This window comes from Kitasatospora sp. NPDC059088 (assembly GCF_042738155.1).
In the GTDB taxonomy this organism is placed as follows: Bacteria; Actinomycetota; Actinomycetes; order Streptomycetales; family Streptomycetaceae; genus Kitasatospora.
Window position 1 is genome coordinate 15,455 of the sequence record NZ_JBHYGR010000033.1, and the last position, 15,972, is coordinate 31,426.

Annotated in this window: 14 protein-coding genes; 3 read left to right on the forward strand and 11 right to left on the reverse strand. The window is 75.6% G+C overall.

All coding sequences use genetic code 11. The features are described 5' to 3' along the window. Window positions 1-59 precede the first annotated feature (59 nt). The 7 genes from ACFWXO_RS17195 to ACFWXO_RS17225 form a co-directional block, all read right to left on the reverse strand. A complete protein-coding gene (locus ACFWXO_RS17195) occupies window positions 60-818 on the reverse strand; it encodes a methyltransferase domain-containing protein (protein ID WP_380524738.1) in 759 nt (252 codons plus the stop codon). Window positions 819-821: 3 nt separating this feature from the next. Next, window positions 822-1,601: an SDR family oxidoreductase gene (locus ACFWXO_RS17200; RefSeq protein ID WP_380524739.1), complete on the reverse strand. Its 780-nt coding sequence runs from the start codon at window positions 1,599-1,601 to the stop codon at window positions 822-824. Further along, window positions 1,589-2,458 (reverse strand): TauD/TfdA family dioxygenase, encoded by an 870-nt coding sequence (locus ACFWXO_RS17205; protein ID WP_380524740.1) that lies wholly within the window; start codon window positions 2,456-2,458, stop codon window positions 1,589-1,591. The genes ACFWXO_RS17200 and ACFWXO_RS17205 overlap by 13 nt, the downstream gene beginning before the upstream one ends. After that, the gene (locus ACFWXO_RS17210; protein ID WP_380524741.1) at window positions 2,455-3,744 is read right to left on the reverse strand and encodes an aspartate aminotransferase family protein; all 1,290 of its coding nucleotides are present in this window, start codon (window positions 3,742-3,744) and stop codon (window positions 2,455-2,457) included. The genes ACFWXO_RS17205 and ACFWXO_RS17210 overlap by 4 nt, the downstream gene beginning before the upstream one ends. Window positions 3,745-3,850: 106 nt before the next feature. Further along, complete coding sequence (locus ACFWXO_RS17215) at window positions 3,851-8,089, reverse strand: AMP-binding protein (protein WP_380524742.1); 4,239 nt, start codon at window positions 8,087-8,089, stop codon at window positions 3,851-3,853. Next, on the reverse strand, window positions 8,086-8,763 hold the full coding sequence (locus ACFWXO_RS17220) for a DUF6309 family protein (RefSeq protein WP_380524743.1): 678 nt from the start codon (window positions 8,761-8,763) through the stop codon (window positions 8,086-8,088). The genes ACFWXO_RS17215 and ACFWXO_RS17220 overlap by 4 nt, the downstream gene beginning before the upstream one ends. Window positions 8,764-8,783: 20 nt before the next feature. Next, window positions 8,784-9,584: a phytanoyl-CoA dioxygenase family protein gene (locus tag ACFWXO_RS17225; RefSeq protein WP_375886154.1), complete on the reverse strand. Its 801-nt coding sequence runs from the start codon at window positions 9,582-9,584 to the stop codon at window positions 8,784-8,786. 468 nt (window positions 9,585-10,052) lie between these two features. On the opposite strand from ACFWXO_RS17225, the gene ACFWXO_RS17230 reads away from it, so the two are divergent. The 3 genes from ACFWXO_RS17230 to ACFWXO_RS17240 all read left to right on the forward strand — a co-directional run bounded on the left by ACFWXO_RS17230 (window position 10,053) and on the right by ACFWXO_RS17240 (window position 11,740). Then, window positions 10,053-10,724: a TetR/AcrR family transcriptional regulator gene (locus ACFWXO_RS17230; RefSeq protein ID WP_380396104.1), complete on the forward strand. Its 672-nt coding sequence runs from the start codon at window positions 10,053-10,055 to the stop codon at window positions 10,722-10,724. 108 nt (window positions 10,725-10,832) lie between these two features. Further along, a complete protein-coding gene (locus ACFWXO_RS17235) occupies window positions 10,833-11,027 on the forward strand; it encodes a DUF1918 domain-containing protein (protein WP_375886149.1) in 195 nt (64 codons plus the stop codon). A gap of 77 nt (window positions 11,028-11,104) precedes the next feature. Then, window positions 11,105-11,740, forward strand: a complete 636-nt coding sequence (locus tag ACFWXO_RS17240) for a DedA family protein (RefSeq protein ID WP_380524744.1) — start codon at window positions 11,105-11,107, stop codon at window positions 11,738-11,740. On the opposite strand, the gene ACFWXO_RS17245 is transcribed toward ACFWXO_RS17240, so the two are convergent. The 4 genes from ACFWXO_RS17245 to ACFWXO_RS17260 form a co-directional block, all read right to left on the reverse strand. Continuing rightward, window positions 11,737-12,477: a PIG-L deacetylase family protein gene (locus ACFWXO_RS17245; RefSeq protein ID WP_380524745.1), complete on the reverse strand. Its 741-nt coding sequence runs from the start codon at window positions 12,475-12,477 to the stop codon at window positions 11,737-11,739. The two genes, ACFWXO_RS17240 and ACFWXO_RS17245, sit on opposite strands and share 4 nt — an antisense overlap. A gap of 251 nt (window positions 12,478-12,728) precedes the next feature. Further along, a complete protein-coding gene (locus ACFWXO_RS17250) occupies window positions 12,729-13,982 on the reverse strand; it encodes an MFS transporter (RefSeq protein WP_380524746.1) in 1,254 nt (417 codons plus the stop codon). Continuing rightward, window positions 13,982-14,542 (reverse strand): GNAT family N-acetyltransferase, encoded by a 561-nt coding sequence (locus tag ACFWXO_RS17255; RefSeq protein ID WP_380524747.1) that lies wholly within the window; start codon window positions 14,540-14,542, stop codon window positions 13,982-13,984. The genes ACFWXO_RS17250 and ACFWXO_RS17255 overlap by 1 nt, the downstream gene beginning before the upstream one ends. Further along, window positions 14,539-15,759, reverse strand: a complete 1,221-nt coding sequence (locus tag ACFWXO_RS17260) for a type III PLP-dependent enzyme (protein WP_380524780.1) — start codon at window positions 15,757-15,759, stop codon at window positions 14,539-14,541. Before ACFWXO_RS17260 ends, ACFWXO_RS17255 begins: the two co-directional genes overlap by 4 nt. Between the last annotated feature and the right edge of the window lie 213 nt (window positions 15,760-15,972).

Sequence of the window (15,972 nt, forward strand, 5' to 3'; positions counted from 1 at the left end):
TCATGTCCGCGCCGTGCCCGAGCCCTGCCCGAGCCCTGCCCGAGTGGTCCTCGGGTGTCCTACGCCTGCGGCCGCGCCCCCTCCCGGTGCCGCCACCGCACCGGGTCGTCGGCGACGGCCCGGGGCCGCGCCCCGGTGGGCGCGCGGTACCCGGCGCAGGAGAGCACCAGCATCTCGCCGTCCCCCGGCTGGAACTCGTACGACACCCGCTCCACCCGGCTGCCGATCCCGGCTCCGGCCAGTTCCTCCCGCAGCCGTTCCAGCCCCCGGTACCGCTCGCCGGTGTCGTACACCGTCAGCGGGAACAGCCGGACCTCGCGCCGGGCCACCCGGGCGAGGTCCAGCAGTGCGGCCCGGTGGAACTCCTCGCCCAGCCGGTTGCCGTAGGAGAAGACCAGGTGCGAGCTGAGCACCAGGTCGAAGGAGGCGTCCGGGAAGGGGAGTTCGGGCAGCGCCCCGGCGACGTAGCGCTCCGGGCGGGCGGTGATGTCGGCCCGGAACAGCCGGGAGTTGGCGGTCCACTGCCGGATCAGGTCGTCCGTGTCGGTGTACCAGGACGGGGTGAAGCCCGCCGTCTCGCGCGCCAGCAGCTCCCGTTTGAAGCCGGTCTCCCGCTCGACCAGCAGGCCCAACTCCTCCCGGTGGACGGCGTACTCGCGGTCGACGGCGACCGCGTCCATCCCGCGCCGCCCGGCCTCCGCGACGAAGCTCGCCGCCCCGGCCGGGCAGTCCAGGATGCGCCGGCCGGGGTCGAGGTCGCGGTCGGTGAGCGCGAACATCGCCCGGTACTCGGCGAAGGAGCGTGCGCTGACCAGCACGGGTCAACCCCTTCCGACGAACGGCATGGTGGCCGGCAGCACCACCAGGGACTGGATGGTGGTGTCCGGCGGCTGCGCGGCCATCAGCAGCAGGGCGTCGGTGAAGCGGTCGACCGGGATGGTCGCCTCCACCGCCGAGGTCCCGTCGGCCTGGGTGGCGGCGGGCTGCGGGGCGCCGTCCGGCGGGCTGACGTTGCCGACGTCGATCTGCCCGCAGGTGATGCCGTAGGGCCGGCCGTCCAGGGCGAGCACCTTGGTGAGGCCGAGGACGGCGTGCTTGGCGGCCGTGTAGGCGTGGGAGTGGGGGCGCGGCACGTGCGCGGAGGGCGCGCCGTTGTTGATGATCCGGCCGCCCTGCGGCTGCTGGGTGCTCATCAGCCGGAAGGCCTCCCGGGCGCACAGGAAGCTGCCGGTGACGATGGTGTCCAGGACGCGGTTCCAGTCCTGGAAGGTCGTCTCGGTGATGGGCCGGCGCGGGGCGGCGGCGCCCGCGTTGTTGAAGAGCAGGTCGAGCCGGCCGTAGCGGTCGCGGACGGCGTCGAACAGCCGGGAGACCTCCTCGGGGTTGCGGATGTCGGTGGGCACGGCCAGCACCCGTTCCGGGTCGACGGCCCCGGTGTCGACGGCGAGCGCGGCGGTCTCCTCCAGCGCGTCCTTGCGGCGGCCCGCGAGCACCAGCGTCCAGCCGGCGCCGGCCAGGGCCAGCGCGGAGGCCCGGCCGAGCCCGCTGCCGCCGCCGGTGACCACGGCGACCTTTCCGTCCGGTCGGTTCACGGCGTCCACGTCTCCCCCTCGTTGAGCCAGATCCGCAGCATCCGCCGGGCGTACCGGCCGGGTTCGTCGACGTACGCCGAACGTCCGTGCAGGACACGGCTGTTGCGGATGATCAGCAGGTCGCCGGCGGCCATCGGCAGGCCGAAGGCGATCTCCGGGCGGTACAGCACCTCGTCCAGCACGCCGAGCGCGTCCCACTGACGGTCCGTCAGCTCCGGTCCGCCGCGGTCGGGTGAGGAGCGGACGGTACGGGTCTGGTAGTAGCAGCCGGTCGTGCCGTCCTTCCTCGGGTACAGGATCGGGGTGACGACCCGCTGCGGGCCCGCCCGGCCGGTCCGGTCGAAGGTCCAGTCCTCGCAGAGCGTGGCCAGGGCGTCCGGCCGTTCCCGGCCGATCAGGTCGTGGACGTGCCGGGCGCTCGCCAGCTTGGTCAGCCCCCCGCCGTGGTAGGCGGGTTGGAGGCAGAGCAGGACGAGCAGGTCGCAGGTGTCGCAGTGGAATCCGAGTTCGGTGTTGCCGTCCCCGTCGTGGTCGCGCAGCACCGAGGTGAGGTCGCCGCGGCCGTTCTGCGGGACGATCCGGCCGTGGTCCCGCAGCAGGAAGGAGAGCACCTCGGTGATCTCGCGCTCCGGCTGCTCCGGGTCGACCAGGTTGGCGACGTGGGTGATCCCGACCGAGTCGACGGCCTCCCGGACGAAGGACCGCAGCCGCTCGCGCACCGGCCCGGCCGAGCCCCAGCGCCGGGCCCGGGCGTCGGCCCACAGCAGGTTCCGCTCACCGTCGCTCAGCGGCAGCGACCACATCTGCCGCCGGGCCTCCAACTCCAGGCTGCTCCAGCCGATCTCGGTCACGGTGTGCTCGTTCACAGCGCCTCCTCCTGCCCCGTCCCGGCCGCGACGGCCTTGGACCAGAGCGCCAGTGCCTCGTCGACCTGCGCGGCCGTGACGACCAGCGCGGGGATCATCCGGACCACGTTGAGGTGGATCCCGCAGAGCAGCAGGAGCAGTCCGAGCTCGGCCGCCGCCTGCTGGACCCGCCGGGCCGTCTCCGGGTCCGGCGAGCCGTCCGGGCGGCAGAACTCACTGGCCGCCATCAGCCCGAGGCCCCGGACGTCGCCGATGCCGGGCACCCCGGCGGCGACCGTCCGCAGACCGTCCAGCAGCCGTGCGCCCTGCTCGGCCGCGTTCTCCACCAGCCGTTCCTCGCGCAGCACGTCCAGGGTGGCCAGGGCGGCGGCGCAGGCCACCGGGTTCCCGCCGTAGGTGCCGCCCTGGGAGCCGGGCCAGGCGCGCCGCATCAGATCGGTCGGCGCGGCGACGGCGGACAGCGGGAAGCCGCTGGCCAGGCCCTTGGCGGTGATCAGCACGTCGGGCCGGAAGCCCTCCCCGTACGGGTGGGCCGCCTCGTGCTGGTGGGCCCAGAACCGGCCGGTGCGGCCGAAGCCGGTCTGCACCTCGTCCAGCACCAGCAGCAGGCCGTGCCGGTCGGCGCGCTCGCGCAGCCCGGCCAGAAACCCGGCCGGGGCGGGGACGTAACCGCCCTCGCCGAGCACCGGTTCGACGAACAGGGCGGCGGTCTCGGCGGGGGCGGAGACGGTGGCCAGCACCTCGTCCAGCCCGCGCAGGGCGTGCGCCACCGCCTCCTCCTCGGACAGTCCGAGCCGGAAGGCGGCCGGGAAGGGCGCCACCGCGACCCCGGGCGGCAGCGGGCCGATGCCCGCCCGGAAGCGGGTCCCGGCGGTGGTGAGCGAGGCGGCGCCCATGGTGCGGCCGTGGAAGGAGCCCTCGAAGACGATCACGTTCTGCCGCCCGGTGGCGTGCCGGACCAGCCGCAGCGCCGTCTCCACCGCCTCCGTCCCGGCGGTGGCGAAGCAGAGCGAGTCCAGGCCGGGCGGCAGGACGTCGCCCAACCGGTCGGTGAGGGTGAGCAGTTGGTCGTGCAGCACGGTGGTGTATTGGCCGTGCAGCAGCCGGCCGGCCTGTTCGCGGACGGCCTCGACCACCCTCGGGTGGCAGTGGCCGGTGCTGGTCACGCCGACGCCGGAGGTGAAGTCGAGGTAGCGGCGGCCGGCGGCGTCGTAGAGGTGGAGGCCCTCGCCGCGTACGGCGACGACGGGAGTGGCCTGCTTGAGCACGGGGGAGAGCTGGGACAACGGAGTCTGCCTTCTCTCGGGGCGGGACGGATCGGCGGGTCGGATCGGCGGGGCGAAGGGTCGGTAGGAACGGGACAGGTCGGTCCGGACGGCGAGGCGAAACGGTTCAGCGGGGTGGCGGCAGGTGGCCGGCCTCGGCGGCCCAGGTCTGCGCGGCCGCCCACCACTGCGCCGTCGGCGCGGCGAAGCGGACGCCCAGCCGGTCCAGCACGGCGGTGGTGTAGCCGCAGTCCACCCGGACGTTGCGCTCCTCCTGCTGGGCCCAGGCGGCGGCCAGCCGGGCGGCCGTCGGGTGCCGCCGCTCGGCCCGGGCGATGGCGGCCGCGAAGCCCGCCTCGTCGGTGAGCCGGACGGGCCGGCCGTGCGCGGCGAGCCAGCCCACCAGTTCGTCGTGCGGCGTCCGGTGCGGGTTCTCGACGTGGTACGCGCCGGGCGCCGCGTACGGGTCGAGGGCGATCGCGGCGATCCCGGCGGCCACCGTGTCCACGTACGAGAACGCGAAGGCCGTGTCCGGGCGACTGGGGGCGGCGCCGGCCAGCAGGTAGCCGCGCACCAGCTGGTAGACCCGGTTGTCGCCGGAGTTGGCCTGGAAGGCGCCGGTCAGGCTGTGCGCGGCGATGTGGCCGCTGCGGTACAGGTAGGCGGGGTGCCCGCCGGCCGCCCAGGCCCGGACGGCCTGCTCGGCCCGGTACTTGCTGCGCTCGTACGGGGTGCGGAACCGCTGACCGATCCACAGGTCCGCCTCGCCGAACCGGCGCGGGGGGCCGTCCACGCCGCCGGACACGGTCAGCGTGGAGACGTGGTGGAGCCGGGCCTGCGGGGTGTGCTCGCCGACCCAGCCGAGCAGTCGGCGCACCGCCGCGTGGTTGGCCCGCTCCAGTTCCTCGGGCGCCGCGACCAGCCGGACGTCCGCCGCCGCGTGCACCACGATCCGGGCCTCCCGGGCCCGTTCCAGCCCGGCCGGGGACAGGCCCAGACCGTCCCGTTCGAGGTCCCCGGCGACGACGTGGGCGGCCGCCCCACCGGCCCGTCCGCCGGACAGCCCACCGGACAGCCGCCGGACCGCTGCGGCGTCGTCGGCGGCCCGCACCAGGCAGGTGACCACGGCGCCGCGCCGCCCGAAGGCCTCCAGCAGGTGCCGCCCGAGGTAGCCGGTCGCGCCGGTGAGCAGCACCCGGGCGGGCTCCCGGACGACGGCCCGGGCGGTGGGTGCCACCCCGCTGTGCAGCAGCTGCCCGGAGGTGGACAGCGGCGAGCGGACGGGCTCGTCGGCGGTCGGCCCGCCGAGCACCGCGGCGAAGCGGTCGAGGACCCGCCGGGCGGCCGGGTGCCCCACCGCCGGCCATCCGTACACCAGGTCGGCGACCAGGCGCCGCTCCACCACCCGGGCGGTGAGCCGCAGCCGGTACAGCGGGTCGCCGCCGGTGCAGCGGGCCGTACCGGCCTGCTCGTCGGCGACGGTCCAGTCCAGCGCGGGTTCCTCGGGCAGCCGGAAGGTGCCGAGGAAGTTGAACCCGAGGTCCGGCCGCGCACCGGGGGCGTCCATCGGCCGGACGGGCGCCTCGCTCAGCCGGCGGGCCGTCTCCGCCGGTCCGGCGCCGCTCGCAGGGTCCAGCTCGACGTGCTTGACGGCGGTGAACCAGCCGACGGTGTCCAGGAATTCGCCCGGGTCGCCGACCGCGTCCCGGCCGTGGGTCTCGACCTCCACGGCGAGCCGGGGCCCGCGGCCGTCCGTGCCGAGGGCGGCTTCGGCCCGCACGACGGCCTCGGCGAAGGCGTCCAGCAGGACGGCCTCCAGCCCGGCGCCGCCGCCGTGCCGGGCGACCAGCCGGGCGGTGGCGTCGGCGTCCAACGCCCAGCTGAGCGCGGCCGGTCGCCCGGGCGGACCGGGGTCGGCGGCGGGGGCGGGGGCAGCGGGCGCGGCGGGCGCGGCTGCGGCCGCCCACCGGTAGAAGTCGGCCGTCGGCGGCAGTCCGACCGGCTCGCCGTCCAGCACCGCCCGGTAGGCCCGGGCGAGGTCGTCCAGCACGATCCGCCAGGACAGCCCGTCGACCACCAGGTGGTGGGCGATCAGCGCGAGCCGCTGGTCGGTGCCGGGCGGGCCGGTGAACAGGTGGGCGCGCAGCAGCCGGCCGGCCAAGGGGTCCAGGCTGCGGTGGAGTTCGGTGCAGACCCCGGCGACGGTGTCGGCGATCGCCCGCGCGGCGCCCGGGATGCGGGAGTGGGAGAGCGGGTCGAGGTCCGCGACGGCGAGCGGTTCGCCGGGGCCGTCCGGGCCGACGGGTCGGCGCAGCGCCGGGTGGCCTTCCAGGACGGCCGCGAGTGCCGCCGAGAGCGCGGCCGGGTCGACGTCGGCGCGGCAGCGCAGCAGTACCGACTGGTTCCAGTGCCGCAGGTCGTCGACCGCCCGCTGCCGGTACAACCAGCGCTGGGCGGGCGCGAGTTGACCGCTGCCCGGGTGCTGCGGCGCCGGTGCGGGGACGCCCACGGGCACGGCCGCCGACGCCAGCCCGGCCGCCGTCGGGTACCGGTAGAAGTCCTCGTGGGTGACCCGCAGCCCGGAGCGGCGCAGCAGGGCGATGGTGCGCATGGCGAGGATGGAGTCCCCGCCGAGGTCGATCACGTCCGTCCGCGGTCCGATCCGGGGCAGGCCGAGCGCGCCGGCCCAGAACCGGGCGATCTCCCCGGCCGGGCCGTCCCTGTCCCCGGCCGCATCCGTCACAACCGTCGCAGCCGTCGCAGCCGCCGTACCGTCCGAACCCGCCGGGCCCTCCGCACCGGTCGGCTCGGCGCGGGCCTCGACCAGTCGGTCCACCAGCTCGGCCAGCCGGGCCCGGTCCAGCTTGCCGTTCGGCCCGAACGGGAAGTCGGGCAGCACCAGGACCGGCTGCGGCACGGAGTAGCCGGGCAGCCGGTCGCGCAGCCGGTCGACCAGTCCCGACAGGTCGACGGCGGGATCCAGCAGCCTTACCACGCCGATCAGTTGGCTCCCGGGGGAGGTATCCCGCAGCAGCGCCGCCGAGCCCGCCACGCCCGGGTACCCGTCCATCGCCCGCTCGACCTCGGCGAGGTCGACCCGGTACCCGCGGACCTTGACCTGCCGGTCCACCCGGCCGAGGAACACCAGGTCGCCGTCGGCCCGTCGGCGGCACAGGTCGCCGGTCCGGTAGGTCCGTCGGCCGTCCCGCCGGAGGAAGCCCCGGGCGGTCTCCTCGGGCCGCCCGAAGTACCCGGCGCTGACGCCCCGCCCGCCGATCAGCAGTTCCCCCACCGTGCCGTCGGCCACCGGCCGCCCGGCGCCGTCCACCACGGTGAGCAGCACCTCGCCGATGCCGCTGCCGATCGGCACGGTCGCTTCCCCGTCGGGGAGTTGGCGGGCGGCGGTGGCCAGGAAGCAGGTCGCGCCGACGGTCGTCTCGGTCGGTCCGTAGTGGTTGACCAGCCGTTCGGTGACGCCGTCGTCGAGCAGGGCGGCCGCGAGCGGGCGGGGCAGCGCCTCGCCGCCGAGCAGCAGGGTGCGCAGCGGCGGGGTGCCCGCCGGGCGGCCCTCCAGCAGCGCGGCCAGGTGGGAGGGGGTGGTCTTCAGGGTGTCGACCCCGGCGCGGCGCAGCGTGGTCCAGAACGCCGTGGGGTCGCGCACCTCCCGGTCGGGGACCACGTGCACCGAGCCGCCGGTGGCCAGGGCGAGCAGCCAGGCGGTGTGGCCGAGGTCGGCGGCGAGGGTGGTGACGTGGGCGAGCCGGGGGGCGTCGGCCTCGGTGAGCCCGAGCCGGTCGGCCAGGGCGTGGGCGTAGTGGACGGCGTTGGCGTGGGTGACGGTCACGGCCTTGGGCTCGCCGCCCGATCCGGAGGTGAAGGACAGGTACGCCGGGTCCTCCCCGCCGGGCCCGCCGCCCTCCCCGCCGGGCCCGCCCGCCGGCCCGTCCTCCGGCCCGCCCGCCAGCACGTCGACGACCTCGACGCCCGGGCCGGCGGCCCCGCCCTCGGTCGCGAGCACCCGCCCCACCCCGACGGCGGCCAGCCTCCGGGCCAGGTCGGCGGCCGTCCAGTCCGGGTCGGTCAGCACGGCGGCCGCGCCGGAGCGCAGCACCCCGTGCAGCAGCACCAGCATCCGGGCGTCCCGGGGGCCGAGCAGGGCGACCCGGTCGCCGCGCCCGGTGCCGCCGGCGGCCAGCCGGGCGGCGATCCGCGCGGCGGCGGCGTCCAGGGTGCGGTGGTCGACGGTGCGGCGGCCGTCGCTGACGGCGGGCCGGTCGGGGTGGGTGCGGGCGCGCTCGGACAGCAGGGCGGTGAGCGAGCCGGTGTCGGGCGCGGTGGCCCGGAGGTGCTGGGTCGCGGAGGTCACGCCGGCTCGTCCCCCGTCCGGACCACGCGGGCTGTACGGGCCGTACGCGCCGGGTCGGCCGCACGCACCGGACCGGCCGGGTCGGCCGTACGGGCCGTACCGGCCGCGCGGTGCGAACGGACCGTACGGCCCGGCCCGGGCGGGTCGAGGCCGGCCGGGTCCCCCGCCAGGTACCCGTCCAGCACGGTGCCGTCGCGCAGGCGTCCGGCCAGTTCCCAGGCCAGCATGCGGTGCAGGCCGTCGACGTGGATCAGCCCGTGCCGGACCGCCAGCCGCTCGTAGTCGGGGTGGTCGACCGGCGCGGTGGCGAGGTAGAGCGCGGTGAACGGTGCCCGGCCGAGCAGCCGGAGTTTCCCCGAGCAGACCGGGTTGGCCGCCGCCCAGTCGGCGCCGCCGGAGCGGACGCGTTCGACCGCGCGGGCGACGGTCAGCCCGGTGCGCGGGACGAGTTCGCGCTCGCCGCCCTCGCTGAGGTGCCAGGGCAGGACCACGCCGAGCACGTCGGCCCGGGTCAGCCGGACCCGCCACCAGCCGCCGGGGACCTCTTCGTCGGCGCGTTCCAGGTTCTCCTCGCCGTACAGGTTGGTGTTGCCCTCGTGGGCGCGTTCCACCGGATGGTCCCGCAGGTAGGCCCGGTGGACCTCGGAGTAGGCGACGGCGCTGACGATCTCCACGGCGGTGCTCCTCAGGAGGTTCAGACGGTTCCGGTGTACTCGGTGAAGTGGTGTTCCGCGAACAGGTCGGGCCACTGGCCGTCGGCCAGGTCGAGTTCGCGGGCCCGGGCGAGCATCTGCCGCCAGTGCGGCTTCACCGGGCGCCAGCGCGCTCCTACCTGGCAGTAGGAGGCGTCGATGAAGTAGCGCGGCCGGCCCGGTCCGCCGTCGGGCGCCGGTCTGCGGGTGTGGAAGAGGGCCGAGTTGAGCAGCACGGTGGTGCCGGGCGGCAGCCGGTCGAGGACCACCTCGCCGGGCAGTTCGCCGGTGCCGTGGTGGGCGTAGGCGCCCTTGTCCGCGGTGCGGCGGTGCGAGCCGGGCAGCACGGCCAGGCTGCCGACCCGCTCGTCCAGCCCGGTGAGGTAGTGCAGCGCGTGGACCATCAGCAGCGACGGGTCGGAGCCGTCGTTGGGCTCGCAGTCGTGGTGCCACGGCTTGCCGGGGAGGTCGGGGGCCTGGCGGTCGCTGTGCAGGTGGTGGAAGACGAAGGACCGGCCGATCAGTCCGGTCAGCGCCCGCAGCAGCGGCGGGTGGGTGAGCAGTTCGCCGTGTGCGGGGAGCTCCAGCTCCAGCACCGGGGGCGGCCCGTTGCGGCGCGGGTCGGTGCAGGCGGCGATCGAGCGGGCCCGCAGGCCCTCGTCCACCCAGCGGTCCACCTCGGGGGCGAGGCGTTCGCGCAGCGCTTCCGGGAGCAGCCCGGGCAGGACCAGGTACCCGGACTCCAGGAACTGACGGCGGTGCTCGGCGTCGAGGGCCTCACGCCCGGTGGAGAAGACTGTCACCGTACCGACCCCCTCCTTCCGTTCGACGGGACGCACAGCGGGACTCGGCACGGCGGGACTCGGCGCAGCGGGACTCGGCACGGCCGGGCGGGGCGCAACGGGCCGGGGTACGGCGGGACGCGGTTCGGGCATGGAGGCACACGGGTCCGTCCTGACTTCGGGTGGCGGCGGTGTCGCCCGTCGTCGCCACAGACAGCTGGATGCGCGTTTCGCAATCGCGACCGGGTCCACCGAACGGGCCCACGGTCGCCACGAAGAGCCAAGCGTCGATCACGCAAGGTGATCCGCCCCAGGAGTATGAACCGGCCTTCGCGTCCACGACAAGACCAAAGCCAACCCGTGGTTACCTTCCCGCCACCGTGCCGTTCAGCTCCGGCCACCAGTCGATTCGCACCCCAACGGAAACTCCGGCGCTCCCCCGCCCCGATGATTCGCCGTCGGAACAGCGGATGCGGCAGAGTTGGCGGCATGAGCGTTGACGCCCGGAGTCTCCAGCACAGCCCCGGACCGGCCAGGCGGCGGCCGGTCCAGCAGCGCAGCCAGGAGCGGTACGGCCGCATCCTGGACGCCTGCGCCCGGCTGCTGGACGAGGTCGGCGCGACCGCCCTGACCACCAAGGAGGTCGCCCAGCGCGCCCAGGTGCCGATCGGCACCCTGTACCAGTTCTTCGCCGGCAAGGAGGACCTGCTGGCCGCCCTCGCCACCCGCAACCTCGACCACTACCTCCAGCGCCTGGACGACCGGCTGGCCGGCTCCGCCCCGGTCGGCCCGGCCGGGTTCACCGACCTCGCGGTGGAGGAGTTCGTCGCGATGAAGCGCGCGGTGCCCGGCTTCGGCCAGGTCGACTTCGGGCTCGCCGGTACGGCGGTGCCCTCCGGGGTGCGGAACGACAAGCACCTGCTGGACTCCGGCATGGACAACAACACCGCCGTCGCCCTGCGGCTGCAGGCGCTCGGCGGCGAACTGTTCGAGGCCGGCGACCCGGCGGCCACCACGCTCGCCCTGCGGGTCGCCCTGGAGGCGGCCGACGCGGTGCTCAAGCTGGCCTTCCGGGGGGACCCGCACGGGGATCCGGCGCTGATCGCCGAGTGCAAGCGGCTGGTGCGCGGCTACCTCGCGCAACAACTGCCCGCCCACTGACCCCCGTCCCTCCGGCCCGCCTCCGCCCCGGCCGCCCGAGCCGTTGCGAGGCCGTCCCCGGCGCAGCACAGTGGATAGCGCAACGGCCGCACGACCCGAGGAGCAGTCATGCACGCAACGGTTGGTGACCACATCCACATGTTCAGCCGGTCGATCGGCATGACGGACCGGAAGGGCGAGATCGTCGAGGTGCGCGGCGCCGACGGGGAGCCGCCGTACGTGGTCCGCTTCGAGGACGGCCACCAGGGCCTGGTCTACCCGGGACCGGACTGCCTGGTCGAACCGCGCCTGGCGGAACACTGACCCACTCCCCCACGACCCCGCTACCCGGAGCGCTCGCCGGGCTCGCGCCACTGCTGGACCACTACGGGTACCTGGCGGTGGCGCTGCTCGTGCTGCTGGACAACTGCGGCGTCCCGGTGCCCGGGCAGACCGTCCTGGTGCTCGCCGCGGTGTACGCGGGCACCGGGCACCTGGACCTCGCCGCCGTCCTGCTGATCGGGGCGGCCGCCGCCACCCTCGGCAACATGCTCGGCTACCTGATCGGCCACACCGGCGGGCGCGCCTTCGTCCACCGCTGGGGCCGCTACGTGCTGCTCACCCCGGCCCGGATGGAACGCGCCGACGGCTTCTTCGCCCGGCAGGGCGGCAAGGTCGTCACGGTCGCCCGCTTCGTGGACGGGCTGCGCCAGTACAACGGCATCATCGCCGGGACCACCGAGATGCCCTGGCGCCGCTTCGCCGTCTTCAATCTGCTGGGCGCGGTGCTGTGGACGGCCGTCTGGGGCACCTTCGGGTACGTCGCCGGGGCCAACATCGGCGCGGTCTACCGGACGGCGCTCCGCTACCAGCTCTGGTTCGCGATCGGACTCGGCGTCCTGGTCGCGGCGTTCCTGCTGCGGCAGGTGCTGCGCTACCGGCGCCGGCGCCGCGAGGACGCCGACGCCGGCAGGCCGTCCGACCGGCCCGAGGACCCCGACCGGCCCGAGGACTCCGACCGGCCCGAGGGCGGTTAGCCCAGCGGGAACACCTCGAACGGCACCGCGAAGCGCGTCCCCAGCCGGGTGCCCGCGCCCCGGCCGAAGCCCTCCAGGAACTCCCGGGCGTCCGCCATCGCCCCGCCCAGCCCGGCCAGGTACGCCTTGTGCTCCTCCAGCGAGGCGACGCCCAGGTCGAAGGTGTCGGTGGTGTCCACCGCGTGCCGGGCCTCGGGCGAGGCGGCCGCCCAGATCTGCCGGACGCCGTTCCAGGGCTGGTGGCCCTCGTCCAGCAGGTCGCGGAACACCCAGCGGTTGCCGGCGTCGCGCACGCCGTCCAGGGTGGCCCGGCCGACCGCGATGTGGTCGGCCTGGTTGAGGAACGTGCCGCCGTAGGTCTCCCGGAAGTTGCTGGTGATCACGATGTCCGGCCGGTGCCGGCGGACCACCCGGGCGATGTCGCGGCGCAGCGGCAGCCCGTACTCGACCACCCCGTCCGGGTGCCCGAGGAACTCGACGGTCTCCACCCCGACCACCCGCGCGGAGGCGCGCTGCTCGGCCTCGCGCAGCGGGCCGCACCGCTCCGGGTCCATCGAGTCGATCCCGGCCTCGCCGCTGGTGACCATCACGTAGACCACCTGCTTGCCCTGGGCGGTCCAGCGGGCGACGGCCGACGCGCCGCCGTACTCCATGTCATCGGGGTGGGCGACGATCGCCACGGCGGTCCGCCAGTCCTCGTCGACGGGCTGGTAGGGCTCGGGCGCCTGCTCGGTCATGCTGCTCTTCCTTCACTCGCGGCTCGTACGGCTCTCGGTCACACCGTCGTACGGTCGTACCGCAGGCGACTCTAGAAGACCGCCCTCCCCACACCCCGTCAGACACCCTTCCCTCGCCGGGACTTGACCCCGACCCCGCGCGTCAGGGGTCGGCGTCCGGTCGGCCCGCGGCGGGAAAGGGCTCGCCCGGCGCGCCGCAACGGGGGGTACGGGCGTGCCGGGCGAGGGCTGGGGGGTGGACCGCCGGTCGGTCAGCCGGCCTCGGCGGCGAGCCGGGGTTCCGGCGCGGGCGCGGCGGGCTGCGGCCAGGTGATCCGGGTGGCGCAGAGCGAGACCACCGCGGCGGAGGCGGCGACGGCGGCCATGCCCCAGACCAGGCTGGTGCCGCCGGCGATGAAGCCGATCACGGCGGGGCCGGCCAGCAGGCCGGTGGTGCCCATCGCCGCCACCAGGGAGAGCGCGTCGGAGCCCTGGCGGGCGGCGGCGACGTAGACGCAGGGGGTGACGGCGGCGACGCCGAGGCCCACGCAGGCGAAGCCGAGCAGGGTCGGCACCACGCCGCCGGTCAGCAGGGCGAGGGCGAGGCCGAGGCCGGCCAGCAGGCTGCCGGTGCGGACGATCCGGCCGTCGCCGAAGCGGGTGCGCCAGCCGTCGGCGAAGATCCGGGCGCAGACCATCATCACCGAGACGACGGCGATGCCCAGCGGGGCGAGTCCGGCACCGGCGTCCACCACGTCCTTGAGGTAGAGCGCCGACCAGTCGTTCATCGCGCCCTCGGTGACGGTGCCGAAGACCATCGCCAGGCCCATCCAGAGGGTGGCCGCGGCCGGCAGGGCGAAGCCGCGACGGGTCTTCCTCCCGGCCTGCTCCGCGGGGGCGGCGGCCCCGTCCGGGTGCTCGGCCCCGTCCGGGTTCCCGGCCCCGTCCGGACGTTCGGCCAGCAGGCCCGGCCGGGCGGCCAGCGCCAGCACCGCCAGCAGGGCGGTGGCCAGCCCGAAGTGGACGGCGAGGCTGCCGGTGAAGGCGTTGACGCCGGAGGCCAGCAGGGCGGCCAGCAGCGAGCCGGCGCTGAACGTGGCGTGCAGCCTGGACATCGTGGTGCGCTCGAAGCGGGCCTCCAGGGCGGCGCCCTGGGCGTTCATCGCCACGTTCAGGCAGCCGACGGCGACGCCGTCGAAGAACAGCACCAGCAGGGTGACCGGGTAGTTCGGCACCACCGACAGGGCGAGCAGGACCACGCCCAGGGCGAGCGCCGACAGCACCGAGAGCAGCCGGGAGCCGAACCGCCGCATCAGCACCGCCACCAGCGGGAACGACACCGCCGCACCGATCCCGCAGGTCATCAGCAGCAGGCCGATCTGGGCCTCGCCCAGGTCGAGCCGCGCCTTGAGCGCGGGCACCCGGGACACCCAGGTCGCGTACTGGAAGCCGAGCGCGAAGAACAGTGCGCCGATGGCCAGTTGGGAGCGGCGGAACTCGTCGCGCGCGGGGGAGGTCATGTGCATCAGCCCACTTCGGCTCTGGGTGCGGATCCGGGGGTCGGGTCCGCGGGGTTCGGGGCGCGGTCCAGCGGCTTGGCCATGTAGACGGCCACGGCGCCGTAGCTCGCGGGCAGCCCGATCTCCGGCCGGGCGCGGTAGCCCAGGCCGGTCCACAGCACCTCGGAGCCGCGCACGGCGACCAGCGAGAGGGTGCGGTGGCCGGCCGCCCGGCCGCACTCCTCCAGGTGCCGCAGCAGCCGCGGGGCCAGGCCCCGGCCGCGCGCCCGCTCGGCGATCACCAGGTCGTGGGCGTGCAGGTTGCTCTCCGTGGTCCGCACCACGGCGCCCGCGGACGCCAGGCTGAGGTCCGGGCAGCGGAACAGCGGGTACGGCAGGGCGAGCAGGTAGCCGGCGAAGCCGTCCGCGTCCTCCAGCACGAAGCAGGTCGACGGCGAGGCGCGGTGCCGGGAGCGCAGCGCCGCACCGCCCTCGGAGAGGCCGCTGGCGGCGTAGGCGCGCTCCTCGGCGGCGATCACGTCCGGCCAGTCCTCCTCGCGGAGCAGCCGGATCCGGGTGTCGCTCATCCGCGCCCCTCCTCGGGGTGGTCGCCGCCGACGCAGGTGTACGGCAGCGGCGGGAAGCCGTTGAAGCCGCGGGTGGCGTAGGCGGTGGCGTAGGCGCCGCAGGAGTGGATCCAGACCGGATCGCCGGAGGCGAGCGCGTGCGGGACGCGCACCGCGCCGTCCTCCTGGGCGTACGCGTCGTCGCTGTCGCAGGTCGGGCCGGCCACCACGGCGTTGACGAACTGCCCGCCGGGGTGGGTGGGGAACTCCAGCCGGTACTGCAACTGGTCCATCTCGTACAGGCCGTTGAACTTCCCGCAGCTCAGGTAGAGCCAGTCCTCGCGGGTGCCGTCGAGCCGGTGGCGGGAGGAGAGCCGGGCGACGTGAGCGCGGATCGCGCCGTGGTCGGCGACCAGGTGGCGGCCGGGTTCCAGGACGAAGTCCAGCGGGGCGGCGTTGACGGCGCGCAGCCGGTCCATGCCCTCGCGGATCACCGTGAACATCTTGTCCAGCGGCGGTTCGAGCGGGCGGCCGCCCCGGTCGAGGACGCCGAGGGCGGGCAGTCCGCCGCCGAGGTTGATCCGGTCCGGGGTGATGCCGCGCCAGTTGAGCGCCTCCAGGACGGCGGCCAGCGAGTCGATCGCCGCGGTCCAGGCCTCGGCGGTCATCTGCTGGGAGCCGACGTGCACGGACAGCCCGGAGGGCACCAGCCCAGCCGTGCGGGCGGCGCCGAGCACCCGCAGGGCGTCCTCGGGCGAGCAGCCGAACTTGTGACTGAGGCCCCACAGGGCGCCCTCGCCGGTGGTCGCGATCCGGCAGAACACCCGTGACCCGGGGGCGTGTTCGGCGATCGCGGCGACGTCCTCCAGGCTGTCGGTGGCGAACTCGCGCACGCCCAGCCGGTAGGCCTCGGCGATGTTGCGGTCGGACTTGATGGTGTTGCCGTAGTGGATCAGCCCGGGGGCCACCCCGGTGCGCAGCGCCTGGGCGATCTCCTGCGGACTGGCGGCGTCGAAGCCGGAGCCGAGCCGGGCGAGGTGGCCGAGCACCTCGTCGACGGGGCAGGCCTTCATCGCGAACCGGACGGCGACGCCGGGCAGTTCGGTGCCCAGGGCGGCGTACTGGCGGCCGATGCCGTCGAGGTCGTAGATGACGGTGTCCTCGGTGGCGGCGGCGAGCGCGGCCCGGAGGGCGGTGTGGTCGTGCTGGTCGGGCCGGGGCGCCCGGTCGGCGTGCACGGCGGCGGAGGCGGTCGGGGCGCGGTGGTTGGCCCTCCCCCGGTCGGCCCGCTCGCGCGGTTCGGCGGCGTGCTGCGCCCCGGCGGCGTGACGCTGCTCGGGGATGTGGCGCGGCTCGGCCGAGCGCCGGGGCTCGGCGGAGCGGTGCGGCCCGGCGGAGCGGTGCGGCTCGGTGGCAGGGCGCGGTTCGGTGGTCTGAGATATCACGTGTGA

Coding starts and splice junctions, on each gene's coding strand:
- ACFWXO_RS17230 (WP_380396104.1), top strand. CDS start 10,053: ATGAGCGTTGACGCCCGGAGTCTCCAGCACAGCCCCGGACCGGCCAGG.
- ACFWXO_RS17235 (WP_375886149.1), top strand. CDS start 10,833: ATGCACGCAACGGTTGGTGACCACATCCACATGTTCAGCCGGTCGATC.
- ACFWXO_RS17245 (WP_380524745.1), bottom strand. CDS start 12,477: ATGACCGAGCAGGCGCCCGAGCCCTACCAGCCCGTCGACGAGGACTGG.
- ACFWXO_RS17250 (WP_380524746.1), bottom strand. CDS start 13,982: ATGCACATGACCTCCCCCGCGCGCGACGAGTTCCGCCGCTCCCAACTG.
- ACFWXO_RS17255 (WP_380524747.1), bottom strand. CDS start 14,542: ATGAGCGACACCCGGATCCGGCTGCTCCGCGAGGAGGACTGGCCGGAC.